Source organism: Streptomyces sp. NPDC001002, assembly GCF_053599215.1.
Genome location: NZ_JBSFLV010000113.1, coordinates 1 through 15,947 on the forward strand (window position 1 = coordinate 1; position 15,947 = coordinate 15,947).

Below are 15,947 nucleotides of genomic sequence, written 5' to 3' on the forward strand. Positions count from 1 at the left end.
TTGGGGGTTGTCGGCGGGGGCGAAGACCACGTCGGTCGTCTCGCCGCCGGCGATCGTGACCGTCTTGGCGAGGCGTACACCCTTGAAGGCCGCGGTGAAGGACCAGTGGTCCGGGAAGACCTTGCGCATGTTGGCCTTGGCCAGGCCGTAGAGCCCGAGCCGTCCGTCGGCCCAGTCGGCGAGTTTCTCGCCCTTCCCGGCCGGGCTTCGACGGGCCGAACCACCCGTCTCCGCAGCCCCGTTGACCGATCGCGCCCCGTCCATGCAGCAGCCTCCCCGTCGGATCGACATCAGGGTTGCACGGGTGCCGGACTTAGCCAACGGTGCGTGCACTCTGTCCGACCGGCCGACCCGTTTTCCTGGTCACGCCCGGCGTTCGCTATTTTGTTCGCCGCCGCCCCCACCGGCTCACCCTCCCCTCCAACCCTTGCTCAAGGAGCCGGCCGTGGATTCCGAGTCCGCCGTCACCACCTGCTATCGCCATCCCAAGGTGGAGTCCCACGTCCGGTGCACCCGCTGCGAGCGGTACATCTGCCCGGACTGCATGCGGGAGGCCGCCGTCGGCCATCAGTGCGTGGAGTGCGTACGCGAGGGCGCGCGGTCGGTGCGTGAGCCGCGGACGGCGTTCGGTGGCCGGATCTCGACGGTGCCGCTGGTGACGTACGTGCTGATCGGGCTCAACGTGCTCGCCTACGTGGCCGAGGTGGCGCGGCCGGCGGTCGTGGACCGGTTCGAGATGCTGGGCCGGGGGCTGATCGGGCCCGACGGCGGCCACTACGTGTGGCAGGCGGCGTATCCCGCTTCCTTCCACGCCGAGGGGGTCGTCGACGGCGAGTGGTACCGGCTGCTCACCAGTGCGTTCCTCCATCTCCCGCCCACCGGTGGGTCGTTCGGGATCCTGCACATCGTGATGAACATGGTGTCGCTGTGGAACATCGGCAGGGTGGTCGAGTCCCAGCTCGGCCGGGTCCGCTACCTCGCCCTCTATCTCCTGTCCGCCCTCGGCGGCTCGGTCCTGGTGCTGCTGATCGCCCCCGACACCCCCACCCTCGGCGCGTCCGGCGCGATCTTCGGGCTCGGCGCCGCGTACTACGTCATGGCCCGCCGGCTGGGCGCCGACATGGCGACCGTCAACCGCTTCATGGCGGGCCTGCTGCTGTGGCTGGTGATCTCCGCGGGCCTCACCTCCTGGCAGGGCCACCTCGGCGGTCTGCTGGCCGGCAGCCTGGTCACGGTCGCCTACGCGTACGCCCCGCGCGACCGGCGCCGCCCCTTCGTCCAGGCGGGCGCCTGCGTGGCCCTGCTCGCGCTGCTGGTGGTCCTGGCACTGGCGAGGGTCGCGGAACTGAACGTGTGAGCGACCTGCGCGGAGGGACTCAAACACGTGGCCTAATCTGTACGTCATGAGACGTGCCGGTTTCCTCGTGTTCGCGGCGATCCCCGTCGTTTTCGCGGTGGGGGTCTACTTCCTGCCCGAGGACACGCCCGACGCCACCGACGGCACGTCCAGGACCCCGTCCGCCGTCGCCTCGCGGGACGACAAGGCGCTCGCCGACCTGCCGCCCGGGCTCGCCGCGCCCGCGAAGAAGGAGCTGGCCCAGAAGCTGGTGGCGAGCGCCGAGAACTCGACCCTCGACTGGCGCAGCGCCTACGGCTACATCGAGGACATCGGCGACGGCCAGGGCTACACGGCCGGCCTGGTCGGCTTCTGCACCGGCACCCACGACCTGCTCGCCCTGGTCCAGAACTACACGAAGACCCATCCGGACAACGGACTTGCCGCCTACCTGCCCGCCCTGCGCAAGGTCAACGGCACGGACTCGCACGAGGGCCTGGACCCCGGTTTCACCGCCGCCTGGAAGGCCGAGGCGAAGCTGCCCGCCTTCCGCGCGGCGCAGGACGAGGAGCGCGACCGCGTCTACTTCGACCCGGCGGTCCGCCAGGCCAAGCTCGACGGCCTGGGCACCCTGGGCCAGTTCATCTACTACGACGCCATGGTCTTCCACGGTCCGGGCAACGACGCGACCAGCTTCCACGGCCTGCGCGAGCGCGCGCTGCGGGAGGCGGACACCCCCGCCCAGGGCGGCTCGGAGAAGGCGTACCTGGACATCTTCCTGGACATCCGGCGCACGGCCATGAAGGCCAAGCAGCCCGACCTCGACACCTCCCGCGTCGACACGGCCCAACGGCGGTTCCTGTACGACGGGAACCTGGACCTGAAGACGCCGTTGACGTGGCAGGTGTACGGGGAGACGTACAAGGTGCCATAGCAGGCGCTCAGTTGGCCCTCTGGCGGGACAACGCGGCGGCGCCTGCCCTTGTGTCCGGTCGGGGACAGGTCGGGCAGACGCCGTCAGTGCTCCGTACGCCTTTGTACGGACGTTTCTTGAGGGACCGTCAGACCATCAGCGCGCGGTCCGTCGGGCGGATCGGTGCCGGCAGGTCGCTCGCGCCGGCCAGGAAGCGGTCGCAGCCGCGGGCGGCCGAGCGGCCCTCGGCGATCGCCCACACGATGAGCGACTGGCCGCGGCCGGCGTCACCGGCGACGAAGACGCCCGGCACATTGGTCTGGAAGTCGGCGTCGCGGGCGATGTTGCCGCGCTCGTCGAGGTCCAGGCCGAACTGGTCCACCAGGCCGTTCTCCCGGTCGGTGCCGGTGAACCCCATGGCGAGGGTGACCAGTTGGGCGGGGATCTTGCGCTCGCTGCCCGGCTTCGGGGTCAGCCTGCCCTCGACGAACTCGACCTCGGTGAGGTGCAGCCACTGGACGTTGCCGTCCTCGTCGCCCTCGAAGTGGGTGGTCGAGACCGAGTAGACCCGCTCGCCGCCCTCCTCGTGCGCGGACGTCACCTTGTAGAGCATCGGGAAGGTCGGCCACGGCTGGGAGACCGCGTTCCGCTCGTCGCCCGGGCGGGGCATGATCTCCAACTGCGTGACGGAGGCGGCGCCTTGGCGGTGGGCGGTGCCCACGCAGTCGGCGCCGGTGTCGCCGCCGCCGATGACCACGACGTGCTTGCCCTCGGCCGAGATCGGGGAGGTGACGTAGTCGCCCTCCTGGACCTTGTTCGACAGCGGCAGGTACTCCATCGCCTGGTAGACGCCGGTCAACTCCCGCCCCGGGACGGGGAGATCACGCGCGGTGGTGGCACCGGCGGCGATCACGACGGCGTCGTAGCGCTTCTTCAGGTCGGTCGCCTTGAGGTCGACGCCGATCTCGATGCCGGTCCGGAAGCGGGTGCCCTCCGCGCGCATCTGCTCGATACGGCGGTTGATGTGCCGCTTCTCCATCTTGAACTCGGGGATGCCGTATCGGAGAAGGCCGCCGATGCGGTCCGCGCGCTCGTACACGGCGACCGTGTGGCCCGCCCGGGTCAGCTGCTGGGCGGCGGCGAGACCCGCCGGGCCCGAGCCGATGACGGCGACGGTCTTGCCGGACAGCCGCTCGGGGATCTGCGGGGCGACGTCGCCGGTCTCCCACGCCTTGTCGATGATCGAGACCTCGACGTTCTTGATGGTGACGGCCGGCTGGTTGATGCCGAGCACACACGCCGACTCGCACGGAGCCGGGCACAACCGACCCGTGAACTCAGGGAAGTTGTTCGTCGCGTGCAGCCGCTCCTGGGCGGCCGACCAGTCCTCGCGGTACGCGTAGTCGTTCCACTCGGGGATCAGGTTCCCCAGCGGACAGCCGTTGTGGCAGAACGGGATACCGCAGTCCATGCACCGGCTGGCCTGCTTGCTGATGATCGGCAGCAGCGAACCGGGGACGTAGACCTCGTTCCAGTCCTTCAGCCGTACGTCGACGGGGCGGGACTTGGCGACCTCGCGCCCGTGGTTCAGGAAGCCCTTCGGGTCAGCCATTGATCGCCGCCTCCATCATCTTCTCGGTGATCTCGGACTCGGAGAGTCCCGCCTGCTCGGCGGCGTCCTTGGCGGCGAGCACTGCCTTGTACGTGCTGGGGATGATCTTGGTGAAGCGCTCGACCGCGGTGTCCCACTCGGCCAGCAGCTTCTCGGCGACCGTCGACGCGGTCTCCTCCTGGTGGCGGCGCACCACGTCGTGCAGCCACTGCTTGTCGGCGTCGTCCAGCTCCTGGATCGCGCCCAGGTTCCCGACGTTGACGTTGTCGCGGTTCAGGTCGATCACGTACGCGATGCCACCGGACATGCCGGCCGCGAAGTTGCGGCCCGTCTCGCCCAGGACCACCGCGTGACCGCCGGTCATGTACTCGCAGCCGTGGTCGCCCACGCCCTCCGAGACCACCGTGGCACCGGAGTTGCGGACACAGAACCGCTCGCCGGTACGCCCGCGCAGGAAGAGCTCGCCGCCGGTCGCGCCGTACGCGATGGTGTTGCCCGCGATCGTCGAGAACTCGGCGAGGTGGTCGGCGCCCCGGTCGGGGCGGACGACGACCCGGCCGCCCGAAAGGCCCTTGCCGACATAGTCGTTTGCGTCGCCCTCCAGGCGCAGCGTGACACCGCGCGGCAGGAAGGCGCCGAAGGACTGGCCCGCCGAGCCGGTGAAGGTGATGTCGATGGTGTCCTCGGGCAGGCCCGCACCGCCGAACTTCTTCGTCACCTCGTGGCCGAGCATCGTGCCGACCGTGCGGTTGATGTTGCGGATCGCGACCTGCGCGCGCACCGGCTGGGCGTCCGTGGCGCTGGACGCGGCCAGGGCGTCGGCGGCGAGCTTGATCAGCTCGTTGTCGAGCGCCTTCTCCAGGCCGTGGTCCTGCTGGATGACCTGGTGCAGCGCGGCACCCTCGGGCATCTCGGGCACGTAGAAGAGGGGGGCCAGGTCCAGGCCCTGCGCCTTCCAGTGGTTGACGGCGCGCTCGACGTCGAGCGTGCCGGCCTGGCCCACGGCCTCCTCGATGGTGCGGAAGCCCAACTCGGCGAGGATCTCCCGGACTTCCTCGGCGATGAACTTGAAGAAGTTCACGATGTACTCGGCCTTGCCGGCGAACCGGTCGCGCAGCACCGGGTTCTGGGTGGCGATGCCGACCGGGCAGGTGTCGAGGTGGCAGACGCGCATCATGACGCAGCCGGAGACGACGAGCGGCGCGGTCGCGAAACCGAACTCCTCGGCGCCGAGCAGCGCGGCGATGACGACGTCACGGCCGGTCTTGAGCTGGCCGTCGGTCTGGACGACGATCCGGTCGCGAAGTCCGTTGAGCAGCAAGGTCTGCTGGGTCTCGGCGAGCCCCAACTCCCAAGGCCCACCGGCGTGCTTGAGCGAAGTGAGCGGCGAAGCACCCGTACCGCCGTCGTGCCCGGAGATGAGGACGACGTCCGCGTGCGCCTTCGACACACCCGCGGCGACCGTGCCGACACCGACCTCCGAGACCAGTGCCGCTGTTACAGCAGATACGGCAACGGGGGACCAGATGCGCACGACGGGTCATTTGTCATGCCCTAGACATAAGCGAATAGCCGCACGGGCGGCTGCACTCGCCTGCGCGCTCACACTGCTGGTCTCCGGCGGTTCAATGGCCGCCAGCGCGGACGCGAAGAGCTCGTCGACCGGCGCCACGGATTCGCCGGGTGAGTCGGACATGGCCACGGCCCGGGCCCAGGCCGTGGAACAAGGCAAGCGTGTCGAGGTCACCAGCAAGCGCACCGAGGACTCGACCACGTGGGTCAACCCGAACGGTGAGTTGACCACCGAGGTATTCCAGGAGCCGATCCGGGTCCGCCAGGACGGCACCTGGACGCCCGTCGACACCACACTCACCGACACGGGAGCCGCGGTAACACCCGACGCCACGGTGGCCGAGCTCAACCTCTCCGACGGCGGGAGGGGCCCCTTCGCCCAAGTGGCGGACGGCGGTACCTCGCTGACTCTGTCCGTCGGAGGCGACCTGCCGGCGCCGACCCTGGACGGGAACACGGCGACGTACGCCGGCGCGGTCTCCGGCGGTGACCTGGTGGTGACGGCGCTGCCCCGCGGATTCTCCGAGCAGGTCGTCCTGCACGAACGGCCCGACGGACCTGTGACCATCCGGATGCCACTGACCACCTCGGAGGGATTGAAGGTCTCTCAGACCGGCTCCGGACACCTGCTGCTGACCGATGCGAGCGGCAAGACGGTCGCCGATGCCCCGGCGCCGCACATGTGGGACTCGGCCGTCGACCCTGACTCCGGACTCGCCGCGCACGACTCCCCGGTCGCCTCCCGTATCGAGAACACCGATCAGGGCCAAGTCCTCGTGCTCACACCGGACTTGAGCTTCCTCGACTCCGCCGACGTCAGTTATCCGCTGACCATCGATCCGACCACGACCCTGGCGGTCAGCACCGACACCTGGCTGGAGAGCCCCAACTACACCGACTCCCAGCGCTCTTCGGAGGAGCTGCGGGTGGGCACGTACGACGGTGGCACCCACAAGGCCCGCGCCTACCTGAAGTTCGACATCTCCGACATCGTCGGCTCGCACATCGTGGACACCGACCTGTCCCTGTACTCCTACTGGTCCTCCACCTGCTCCACCGTCGGCTCCGGCATCCGGGTCCGCCGCGTCACCTCCGACTGGGACTCCTCGGCCGTCACCTGGGACACGGTGCCGACCGTGACCGCAGCCGGAGAGGTGGTCAACACCGGGGCCCACGGCTACTCCTCGTCCTGCCCCGCCGCCTACAGCCACTGGGACATCGACGCCATCGTGCAGGCCTGGGCCGACGGCGCCCCCAACTACGGCATCCAGCTGCGCGCGGTCGACGAGGACGACTCCCTGACCTGGCGGCGCTACCGCTCCGCGAACTATGTGTCCGGGGACAACGCGGTAGAACCCCATCTGACCATCACCTACGAGGATTCCGAACTCGCGGGCATCACCGACTCGGCCAGCCTCACCACCCCGGTGGTCAGCAGCGGCACGATCAAGGACTCCTCCGGGAACACGGTGGCCGGTGCGGACGTGGTCCTGTACGCCTGGCCGGACAACGAGTCGGACGACGCCCTCGAAGAAGGGGATTCGGTGAAGCTCCAGCCCGTCGCGAAGGCGATCTCGGACAGCGACGGCGGGTACACGCTCCGGGTGGCCTCGGCCTCCTCGCTCACCCCGCAGGCCGCGACGGACGGCACGGTGAACCTCGAGACCGTCGCCTACTCGGGCAGCCACCAGGCTCTGTTCAACTTCCCCCGCACCCTTGTCACTTCGTCGGGCAGCACGGCCTATCTGGCGGCGACGACGGACGCGTCCGCCACGACCGTCGCCGACGCCGACACCACCCCTGTGGTCGCCGACCTGGTGCTGGACAACCCGACGCAGATCTCCGCCTACTCCAGCTCAACCGACGGAGCCTCCAACGGCGTTGACGAGGAGAGCGACTCAACCCCCGGGTCCCTCACGGACGACCCGGACAGCGCGGCCGGCTCCGCCGAGGACGACGCCGCGGCAGCCGCGTCCGCGGCGAGTGACGGGACCGACGACACGACCGCCGCCGCGGGTGTCACCAAGGGATGCACCGGCCAGCTGAAGAAGAAGCTGGGCGAGCACTGGGTGATCGCCGGCCAGACCTACAGTGCCACCACCGGCGTCAAGCACACCTTCTCCTACAGCAGGGGCGCGGACAGCTCCCTCGGGGTCGGCGTCTCCGCCACTGGCGCCTACGGCAGCTTCACCGGGAGCGGCACGATCTCCAAGTCCAGCTCGATCACGATGGACTACCCCGAGTACGGCAACCATCGGGGCGTCTACTACAAGACCGAGTTCAGCTGGGGCAAGTACCTGATGACCTGCTCGATGGGCGGTCGCGGAGCCCCGGTCTCCCAGCACTACGAAGCGCGCGCCAGGGGCTACTACGGCGGCGCGAAGACGAGCACGGCCTACATCCCGACCGCCAAGCACTGCGCCTACCAGCAGAAGGGCACCAAGTTCACCCGGACCACCTCGCACGCCATCACCTGGAGCGACGGTGCGGACCTTGCCAACGTGATCGGCATCAGCCTGTCGACCGAGACGGGGTACTCAAGCGACGCGACGGTGGCGTACAGCTTCGACGCCAACCGCTACCTGTGCGGCACCGGCGGAGCGCCGGGCGGCTCCCATCCGTACAACTTCGTCGCCACTACCACGCACACCGGGCACACCCGGTGAACGTACGTCGGCCGCTACCGGCCATGGCCCTGCTCGCCGCCCTGGTGGCCGGCTGCTCCTCCGCGGATCAACAGGCGTCCACCGACGGGCCGTTGAACGGACCCGACTACGCGGACGCCGGGTCGGGGCAGGAGTGCGTGCCGGCGAAGGAGGGCGGCAGCGTCACCTTCGGCGGGGACGAACTGCACAACTTCGGCAGCAAGCCCGTCGTCGTCGACAAGGTCACGCTGAGCAAGGCGAGCGGGCTGCGGCTGGTCGAGGCCGTCATCGTGCCGACCTCGTCGTCCCTCATCGGTTACGGCACCGGGTATCCCCCCGATCCCGGGGCGCGCAGCCAGCCAGGTGTCGACTGGGCCCACCGTCGCAAGGCGGCGGGAGCGACCCTTTCTCCCCAACCGGACAACGCGAAGGTCGTGCACAACCTGGTCCTGCACCTCCAGGTCACCGGCGCCATCGGGGTACGCATGGCCGGAGTGCAGGTCCACTACCACGTCGGCCACTCCGATTACCTCTGGCACAACGTCCTGGGCCTGACCGTGGAGACGAAGAAGTCCTCATGCTGAAAAGCGTCCCGGCAGCGGTCCTGATGATCCTCGTCAGCCTGCTGCCGGGCGGCTCGGCGGGCCCGCCCGCCCGCCACCCGGGCCCTGCTCCCGCCACCGGCTCGGTCGTCGCCCTGGTCAACGCCTCCTCCCCGGCCGGGAACCTCTTCAACGGCCAGTTCTGCGGCGGTGTACTGGTCTCCCCCACCCTCGTCCTCACCGCAGCCCACTGCGTACGCGGCAGACGTCCCGGCTCGGTGGACGCGGTAATCGGGGCAGACAACTTGTGCCGGGGCGCCCCTGTCCCGGGTCAACGGATCCGTGTCCGTGCGGTTCTCCCCCGGGGGCAGTCGGTGGACGCGGCACTCCTGGCACTGACGGACAGGGCCACGGCCGCACCCGCCCGGCTCCCTCGCGCGCACGACCAACTCCCCACCGCCGTCACCGAATTCGGCTGGGGCCGCAACGGCTACGGAGGCGTCGCGCCCTGCCGCCGCACCTCCGTCCCCCTGCGTTTCGTGCCCGGCGGGCGATGCGTCGATGCCCAGCGCAACCTGGACGTCATCCCCAACCCCGCCTGGCAGTTGTGTGCGCTACCGACCGCCGACGCCACCCGCAACACCTGCACCGGCGACTCCGGCAGCCCGGTCCTCGCCGCGGGCCGGGTGTGGGGGCTGGTCTCCTGGGGCCCCAGTTGCCGTATCGACGACGTGGGCGTCTATGTGCGGGTGCCCGCGCTCCGAACCTGGGTGACCCAAAGCGCCAGCGCCGCGTCGCCAACGTGATCCCCCACTGGGCCCGGAGCGCCACGAGCGCTGAGCGCTGGGCCCCCGTCGCCGGTCGAGGACGGGGGTACGGCGCTCTCCCGTGCCGGTACGCCGGGCGGGACGCACCCGGTACATTCGGCCGGACACACCAGGACGTACACAACGGGGGTTTCATGATCCGGCCGCTCCTGCGACGTCACCGGACGGCCCCGGGCCTCCCGGTCCCGGACACCTGCACACCCGGCCGGCACGCCCTGGCCACCGAGCACCTGCTGCTCTACACCCCGCTCACCCAACTCGACGCGGTGGCAGCCGTCGCCGCGGGCGCGGACCCCGAAGCCCAGCACTGGCAGGGCAACCACATGGACCAGCTCGTACCGGACGCCGACACCAGACAGACTCTGCTGCAAATGGGCCCCACCATCACCACCCCTCGCCGGTTCATCAAGGCCAACCCCGAGCTGACCGAGCCCTTCGAACCCAGCCCCGGGACGTCCGAGTTCATGGTCTGCGTACACCGCGACACCGGACGCTACGCCGGATACCTCGAAATCCACCACGACACCGGCGAGATCGGCGGCATCCTCGCCCCCGACCACCGAGGCCAAGGCCTCGGTGCCGAACTGTTCCTGGCAGGCACCGAACTCGCCCACACCCACGCCGGCCTGCCCACCGTGCGGGCGGGCACCGCGACAGCGAACCTCGCCTGTCGCCGCGCCCTGGAACGCGCCGGCTTCACCCCCGCCCCCGGCCCCGCCCGCCATACCCTGCCGGACGGCCGCGAACTCGACACCGTCTGGTACCAGCACGAAGGCACCACGTCGACGTGCACCAAACCCTAAAACACGAACACAGAAGCCACAGGAACCGATCCGCCGCCCCACAACCCAGCCGCACCCAGCACATGAACCTGAGTCCTACGAACTCGCCGGGCAGCTTCCCACTATTCGAGCGCATTGGCCTTCGGACTCGTCACTGAACTACGCCAGGATTCTGGGAACTGACCGACGAAGAACAGGCCGCCGTCGACGACGCCCAGGCCGCACTCGACGAAGCCGCAGACGGGGGTGCGCTCCCGCATCTGATGACTGTCGCGGCGCTCCTCGAAGAGCACCCCGCCTCATATCTCCTTCCCGGCACCGACCTCCGCATCGAGAGCGAGGCCGAGCACGAAGCAGACGTCCACGGCATCCCGCAGGACAAAACGATCCCCGGCAACACCAAGACCAGCCCCGACAACTTCGATGCAGTACAGACCGAGCACCACCTCGACACCAGTACTCGTCCCGGCGCGGACATCCACCCCACGGCCTCACCCCGGCACATCCGTTTGGAGAGGTAGATCATCGAGCTGGACGTATCCTTCGTGCCGTGACGGCGATATACGTGCTGGACGGCAGCCAGGTGAGGACGCTGGAAGACTTCTGGCGACTCATCGGCGAGGCGGTCAATGGCCCTGGAGGCTACTTCGGCAAGAACCTCGACGCCTTCGCTGACTGCCTCAGCGGCGGCTTCGGGCAGCCCGACGATGATGACTACGTTGTTGAATGGCGTGACCACCAGGCGTCTCGCGGGTATCTGGGCTATCCGGAGACGGCTCGCCAGCTGGAGATTCGCCTCTCCCGGTGCCATCCCGCGAACCGTCCTGCTGTCAGCGCGGATCTGGCTGCGGCGCATACAGAGCACGGGCCGACCGTCTTCGACTGGCTGATCACGACCTTCGAGGATCGTGCCCCTGGCGTCCTGCGGCTTCAGTAACCATCAATGCCTGGTCCTCACCGCTGTGGCAAACGGCCCCCATCGACGTGTTCGGCGAGATAGATCATGGTGGCTTCGGGGTCCATGCCGAACGTGGCGGCGACGAGCTTGTCGTGGAGGTGCTCGACGATGTACTCGCGGACCGCGCCGGCGTCCCAGGAAGCCCGGCACAGAAGGTGCTGCATGCCGTGCGGAGTCGCTTCCCCGACCCACTCCGCGATTGTCCAGCAGTTTTTGCGCGGGAGGTCGGACAGCAGGCTCAGCGCCAACTGCCCGGCTCGCAGCCGGGGTTCGACCCGCACGAACCGTCCCGCGATCCGGCCCATGGCTACCTCGAACGCTTCCCGCCAACGGCCGGGATCTATGCTGCGACCTGCGGCCACCGTCTCGTCGGTTGTCCACACAACTCACGATGATCAACGGTGGCCGTGCCCGTCTCCGTACCCGCCCCTGCACACCACCTGATGATCATGCGGTGGCCGCGCCGTGCCCGGCCGCGACACACCGCCCGATCGCTTACCCGGCAACGGTCTTGTCGAAGAGCCGGTTCCGACCTGGCCGCTGGGGTGGGTTCAGTCGCGAGCGCCAATCGTACGGCCGGTGGCGTGGAACAGACCCATCGGCAGCGCACCGACGGCCATGCCGAGCAGCGCCCAGCCTGGATGCCGCACCGGATGCGCGCCCCAAAGACATAGCCCGGCAAGCGCCAGGCCCGACCAGCCGGCGAGCACGTTGACCACCGGGGAGGATCCGAAGACGGTCGGGAACCGTTCCGCCGCGATGCCCTTGGCGAAGTGTGGGTACGCGTTGGCGGCCAGTAAGCCGGCCAGGAACGCGAGCAGTACCGCCTGCCACATGCCGGTCTCCATCCCGTTGCTGTGGAATCCGTTGACCCTAGAATCGGACTTGTGACTCCGATTAGAGGATACGGACTGATCACTCCGGTTGCAAGGAGTGGCCGATGACCACCGCCCGGCCCCTGCGCGCCGACGCGCAGCGCAACCGCGCGCGGGTACTGGCCGCGGCAGAGAAGCTCTTCGCGGAACGAGGTACGTCCGCATCGACCGAGGAGGTCGCCCGCGCGGCCGGCGTCGGTGTCGGTACCGTCTTCCGGCATTTCCCGAGCAAGGAGACGTTGCTGCAGGCGCTTGTCGTGGAGCGCCTTGCCAGGATCGCCGTCGACGCCCGCGAACATGCCGCATTGCCGGATGCAGGGGCGGCCTTCTTCGACTTCTTCACCTCCGTCGTCCGTGGCTCGGCAACCAAACTCGAACTCGTGGACGCACTGGCCGAATTGGGCATCCACCCGAACGAGGCCGTCGCGACGGTCGCCGAGGAGGTGACCGAAGCCCTGTCCGCTCTACTGCAGCAGGCGCAGCGGGCAGAGGCGGTGCGCACGGACGTCGGAGTCAGGGATGTCATCGCGCTGCTCGCCGGCGCCTCTCAAGCTCGCCGGTACGCTCCCGACGACCGGCCGCTAGCCGTCATTCTCGATGGCCTGCGCGTTCCGAACGCCCAATAGCGCCAACCCCCGCGGATCCGATGCCGGGCTGTCAGGCACGGGATGTCAGAGCCCCAAAGATCTCAAAGTGCGGCTGTCCTACTACGAGCAAGATCACGATCTACAGCTGGAGTATTGGGGGTTGGATCGCGGCCCCCGCCATATCTCTGCCTGCCGTCCGACGACGATCTCCTCGTCCGTCGACATCACCACCTGGCAATCCCCGCCCGGGCACGTGCGTTCCCGACCGCCAGCCGCTCGGTCGTTGGACCGCGCTCAGGCTGCCGGTTGGCACGCGTACAGCGGCGACTGGTCGTCTTGTTCCGGCCATGCCCGTCTCCCTCCGCCGCGGCAACACTGAGGGCATGGACATGGTCAGCACCGACGAGGTCACGGCAACAGAGCGGTTCGCCTACTGGCGCGAGGTGAACGCGAAACTCGCCGTGCCCTACGACCTGCGCTGCGACCCGCAGACGGAGCCCAACTTCCGGGCCCACGTGGGTTTCAACGCGTTCGGTCCCGTGCAGACGGTGCTGACGGCCGTCGTGCCGCACTCGGCCCACCGCACATCCAAACTCATCCGCCAGTCCGACCCCGGCGTGTTCGAACTGGGCTGCACCGTGCGTGGCGGCAGCACAGTGACCCAGAACGGCCGGCACGCGCATCAAGGCGTCGGAGACTTGGTGTTGACCGATACCTCGCGCCCTTATCAGGTCGAGCACGCGCCGCACATACCGGAGAGCCAGGTGATGCTCCTGCACGTCCCGCGCTCGCTGCTGCCGTTACCCGACCAGGACCTGCAAGGCCTGTGCGGAATGCGTATCCCCGGCGATCGCGGCATCGGTGCGCTGTCGTCACACTTCCTGCTCCAACTCGCCCATCACCTCCCCGAACTCAGCCCGTCGCAGACCGCCCGGCTGTCGACCCTGACCATCGACGTGCTCACGATGGCGCTCGCCGACGCGCTGGACACCTCAGGCACCGTGCCACCCCACACCAGGCAGCGCGCCCTGACGGCCCAGATCCATGCCTTCATCCAGCACAACCTGGGCGATCCACACCTGACCCCGGACGCGATCGCCGCAGCCCACCACATCTCCCTGCGCTACCTGCACAAACTGTTCCAGCAGAACGGGCACACCGTCGCCGGCTGGATCCGCCAGCACCGCCTGGAACAGTGCCGGAGCGACCTCGCCGACCCCCGACTCGCCGCCCGCCCCATCCACGCGATCGCCGCCCGGTCGGGCTTCACCAGCCCCGCGCACTTCAGCCAGGCCTTCCGCAGCGCCTACGGCCTCTCACCACGCCAGTACCGCCAACAGTCCACGACAGTGCACGCAGACTAAAGACCTTTACACGCATCCGTAACGACAGATCCTGGCCACGGTGCGCACCCTCTTGAGGAACAGCAGACAGGACGCCGCTGGGTGTTCAACCTGGGAAAGAGGAAATCCTATGCGCTTCCGAAGAGTTCTGTCCTTACTCGGGGTGATCTTCGCCGCTGTCGCCCTGTGCGCGGCAGCGGTCTCACCGACAGCCGCCGCAACGTCCACCACCTCGCGCTCCCTTTCCCCCACCTCCGCGCAGGGAATCGGTGTCGGAACCTGGGTAGACGGCTTCCGGACGCTCTACCAGTGCCCGGCCAACGGCTGTAACCAGGGGCAGGCGTACCCGGGCAACGACCTGGCCGACGTGTGTACCTGGCAGGGCTGGGACCTGGTCTACAACCGCGCCAACGGCCACACCGGCTTCATCGCACGGTCCAACCTCGGTAACGGCGCCCCCCCGTTCCAATCAGGACTGCAACAGCGTCGGGCACAAGGGCGGCGTCTACGCCAACGATGTGATCCGTCAGTGCCCCAGCGCTGTGTGCAACGCGGGCCAGGCGTTCGTCGGAAACGACATCGCCGCTATCTGCCGCATCAACATCGCCTCGGAAACCTGGGTCTGGGTCCTCAATCACGCCAATGGCCACGAGGGTTTCATCAGCATGACACCCTTCACCCTCCACTGGGAGGGCACCATCCCCCCTTGCTAGAACCCCGCAGGATGCTCCAACGACTGCAGCCACGGGTCCCGCTTTCTCTTCGGAAGGGGGCGGGGCTCTTCGCTGCCGGGCACCCGACTGTGACGGCCACCGCAGTACGCATGGTCGGGTCGCCGGCCGCACGATCACCAGCACCTTGCGACAAAGCTCCGGCAGCACCTCGCCCCCGACCCCCGCGGCAGGGCCCCTGACCTCGTGCGCGTCAGTCCGGCAGCCAGTGCAGCTCGTGCGCCAGGGTTTTGGCGACGGCACGGACGCGGCGGTGCAGCGGCGACTGTTCGCGCGGAAGGACCAGGTGGAACGTCAGGCCGGGCGCACCCCGCAGCGGTCGCCAGGTGAGACCGGACGGTTGTGCCGTGACCGCGGCTTCTCCGGCCAGGGCGAGAGTGACCCCGTCGCGCAGATCGCGCTGAGACATGTCGAAAGAGACTGCGGGCGTGTGGAATCTGGGGTGTGGTCGGGTGTCTCGGAACAGTGCGGACAGCTGATCGTGGATCACGGGGTTGGCCGAACGGTCCGGCAGGCGCAGCGGATACGCGGCCGCGTCGGCGATCTCGATCTCCGGGTGTTCGACCAGCGGATGGTGCTGCGCCAGCTGGACCCCGACGCGCTCACGCCGCAGCAGGAACCGGCGCACGCCACGGCCCGGCTGTTCACCGCGGGTGATCCCGGCATCGATGCGGCCGTCGGCGACCGCGGGAGAGATCTCCGGCGTCGCCATCGGGACCGCGCCGACCTCGAGTCCGCTCTTGCCGCGCACCAGCCCCTCCACCAGGGCCGGTACCGTCCCGGCCCCGGCGCTGAGGCTGTATCCGATGCGCAACGTACCCAGTTCACCGGCCGCCGCACTTCGGGCGGTGTCCCATGCCCGGTCCAGGGCCGCCAGCGCGGGCGGCGCGGACTCCGCCAAAGCCACACCGGCCGCGGTCAACACGACGCTCCGCGTGGTGCGGACCAGCAGGGCCGTACCGAGTTCCGCCTCCAACCGGGCGCATCCGAGCGCTGAGTGCGGGCTGTGCGATACCGATCCGGGCGGCCGCGCGGGTGAAGTTCAACTCCTGCGCCAGCACCAGGAAATACCGCACGCTGACCGTATCCGGCGCCACGTGCCCTCCCCGCCGATTGATAACGATCCGTTCTGAGCCTATCTCGTTCGGGTCTTTCCCTCGACCGCACATCGAGCTCTAACCTGCGCATATGACGATTCCACTGACCGCAGTACCCGTCGCCGGG

At 68.9% G+C, this 15,947-nt stretch carries 15 protein-coding genes and 3 pseudogenes; 10 read left to right on the top strand and 8 right to left on the bottom strand.

Annotated features, from left to right (window positions below; translation table 11 throughout):
* Positions 1-264 (bottom strand): annotated as a pseudogene (locus tag ACWDR3_RS35585) (hypothetical protein); the annotation flags it as partial.
* 181 nt (positions 265-445) lie between these two features.
* Between ACWDR3_RS35585 and ACWDR3_RS35590 the strand changes: the two are divergent.
* Positions 446-1,357, top strand: coding sequence for a rhomboid family intramembrane serine protease (locus ACWDR3_RS35590; RefSeq protein ID WP_450356701.1), 912 nt, complete (start codon positions 446-448; stop codon positions 1,355-1,357).
* A gap of 46 nt (positions 1,358-1,403) precedes the next feature.
* On the top strand, positions 1,404-2,270 hold the full coding sequence (locus ACWDR3_RS35595; protein ID WP_450356702.1) for a chitosanase: 867 nt from the start codon (positions 1,404-1,406) through the stop codon (positions 2,268-2,270).
* A gap of 127 nt (positions 2,271-2,397) precedes the next feature.
* On the opposite strand, the gene ACWDR3_RS35600 is transcribed toward ACWDR3_RS35595, so the two are convergent.
* On the bottom strand, positions 2,398-3,861 hold the full coding sequence (locus tag ACWDR3_RS35600; protein WP_450356703.1) for a glutamate synthase subunit beta: 1,464 nt from the start codon (positions 3,859-3,861) through the stop codon (positions 2,398-2,400).
* The gene (locus tag ACWDR3_RS35605; RefSeq protein WP_450356704.1) at positions 3,854-5,395 is read right to left on the bottom strand and encodes a GltB/FmdC/FwdC-like GXGXG domain-containing protein; all 1,542 of its coding nucleotides are present in this window, start codon (positions 5,393-5,395) and stop codon (positions 3,854-3,856) included. Before ACWDR3_RS35605 ends, ACWDR3_RS35600 begins: the two co-directional genes overlap by 8 nt.
* A 94-nt stretch (positions 5,396-5,489) precedes the next feature.
* On the opposite strand from ACWDR3_RS35605, the gene ACWDR3_RS35610 reads away from it, so the two are divergent.
* The 4 genes from ACWDR3_RS35610 to ACWDR3_RS35625 all read left to right on the top strand — a co-directional run bounded on the left by ACWDR3_RS35610 (position 5,490) and on the right by ACWDR3_RS35625 (position 10,250).
* On the top strand, positions 5,490-8,099 hold the full coding sequence (locus ACWDR3_RS35610; RefSeq protein ID WP_450356705.1) for a DNRLRE domain-containing protein: 2,610 nt from the start codon (positions 5,490-5,492) through the stop codon (positions 8,097-8,099).
* A gap of 23 nt (positions 8,100-8,122) precedes the next feature.
* On the top strand, positions 8,123-8,662 hold the full coding sequence (locus ACWDR3_RS35615; RefSeq protein WP_450356706.1) for a hypothetical protein: 540 nt from the start codon (positions 8,123-8,125) through the stop codon (positions 8,660-8,662).
* Positions 8,656-9,426, top strand: a complete 771-nt coding sequence (locus ACWDR3_RS35620) for a S1 family peptidase (protein ID WP_450356707.1) — start codon at positions 8,656-8,658, stop codon at positions 9,424-9,426. The genes ACWDR3_RS35615 and ACWDR3_RS35620 overlap by 7 nt, the downstream gene beginning before the upstream one ends.
* A 155-nt stretch (positions 9,427-9,581) precedes the next feature.
* Entirely contained in the window at positions 9,582-10,250 is a 669-nt protein-coding gene (locus tag ACWDR3_RS35625; RefSeq protein WP_450356708.1) for a GNAT family N-acetyltransferase, read from the top strand.
* A gap of 101 nt (positions 10,251-10,351) precedes the next feature.
* Here the strand turns inward: ACWDR3_RS35625 and ACWDR3_RS35630 are convergent, their stop codons facing one another.
* Positions 10,352-10,489: a hypothetical protein gene (locus tag ACWDR3_RS35630; protein WP_450356709.1), complete on the bottom strand. Its 138-nt coding sequence runs from the start codon at positions 10,487-10,489 to the stop codon at positions 10,352-10,354.
* A 3-nt stretch (positions 10,490-10,492) separates the two neighbouring features.
* Here ACWDR3_RS35630 and ACWDR3_RS35635 point away from each other — a divergent pair, with 3 nt between their 5' ends.
* Together ACWDR3_RS35635 and ACWDR3_RS35640 are read left to right on the top strand one after the other, a co-directional pair.
* A complete protein-coding gene (locus ACWDR3_RS35635) occupies positions 10,493-10,750 on the top strand; it encodes a hypothetical protein (RefSeq protein WP_450356710.1) in 258 nt (85 codons plus the stop codon).
* Between the two features lie 29 nt (positions 10,751-10,779).
* Complete coding sequence (locus ACWDR3_RS35640; RefSeq protein WP_450356711.1) at positions 10,780-11,166, top strand: barstar family protein; 387 nt, start codon at positions 10,780-10,782, stop codon at positions 11,164-11,166.
* Positions 11,167-11,276: 110 nt separating this feature from the next.
* Here the strand turns inward: ACWDR3_RS35640 and ACWDR3_RS35645 are convergent.
* Positions 11,277-11,492: pseudogene (locus ACWDR3_RS35645) on the bottom strand (IS701 family transposase); the annotation flags it as partial.
* A gap of 246 nt (positions 11,493-11,738) precedes the next feature.
* Positions 11,739-12,035: a hypothetical protein gene (locus ACWDR3_RS35650; protein WP_450356712.1), complete on the bottom strand. Its 297-nt coding sequence runs from the start codon at positions 12,033-12,035 to the stop codon at positions 11,739-11,741.
* 92 nt (positions 12,036-12,127) lie between these two features.
* Here ACWDR3_RS35650 and ACWDR3_RS35655 point away from each other — a divergent pair, with 92 nt between their 5' ends.
* Positions 12,128-12,688, top strand: a complete 561-nt coding sequence (locus ACWDR3_RS35655; RefSeq protein ID WP_450356713.1) for a TetR/AcrR family transcriptional regulator — start codon at positions 12,128-12,130, stop codon at positions 12,686-12,688.
* 344 nt (positions 12,689-13,032) lie between these two features.
* A complete protein-coding gene (locus ACWDR3_RS35660; RefSeq protein WP_450356714.1) occupies positions 13,033-14,013 on the top strand; it encodes a helix-turn-helix domain-containing protein in 981 nt (326 codons plus the stop codon).
* Between the two features lie 903 nt (positions 14,014-14,916).
* Here ACWDR3_RS35660 and ACWDR3_RS35665 read toward each other — a convergent pair.
* On the bottom strand, positions 14,917-15,699 hold the full coding sequence (locus tag ACWDR3_RS35665; RefSeq protein ID WP_450356715.1) for a LysR family transcriptional regulator: 783 nt from the start codon (positions 15,697-15,699) through the stop codon (positions 14,917-14,919).
* 49 nt (positions 15,700-15,748) lie between these two features.
* A pseudogene (locus ACWDR3_RS35670) lies at positions 15,749-15,892 on the bottom strand (hypothetical protein); the annotation flags it as partial.
* Positions 15,893-15,947: the final 55 nt, after the last annotated feature.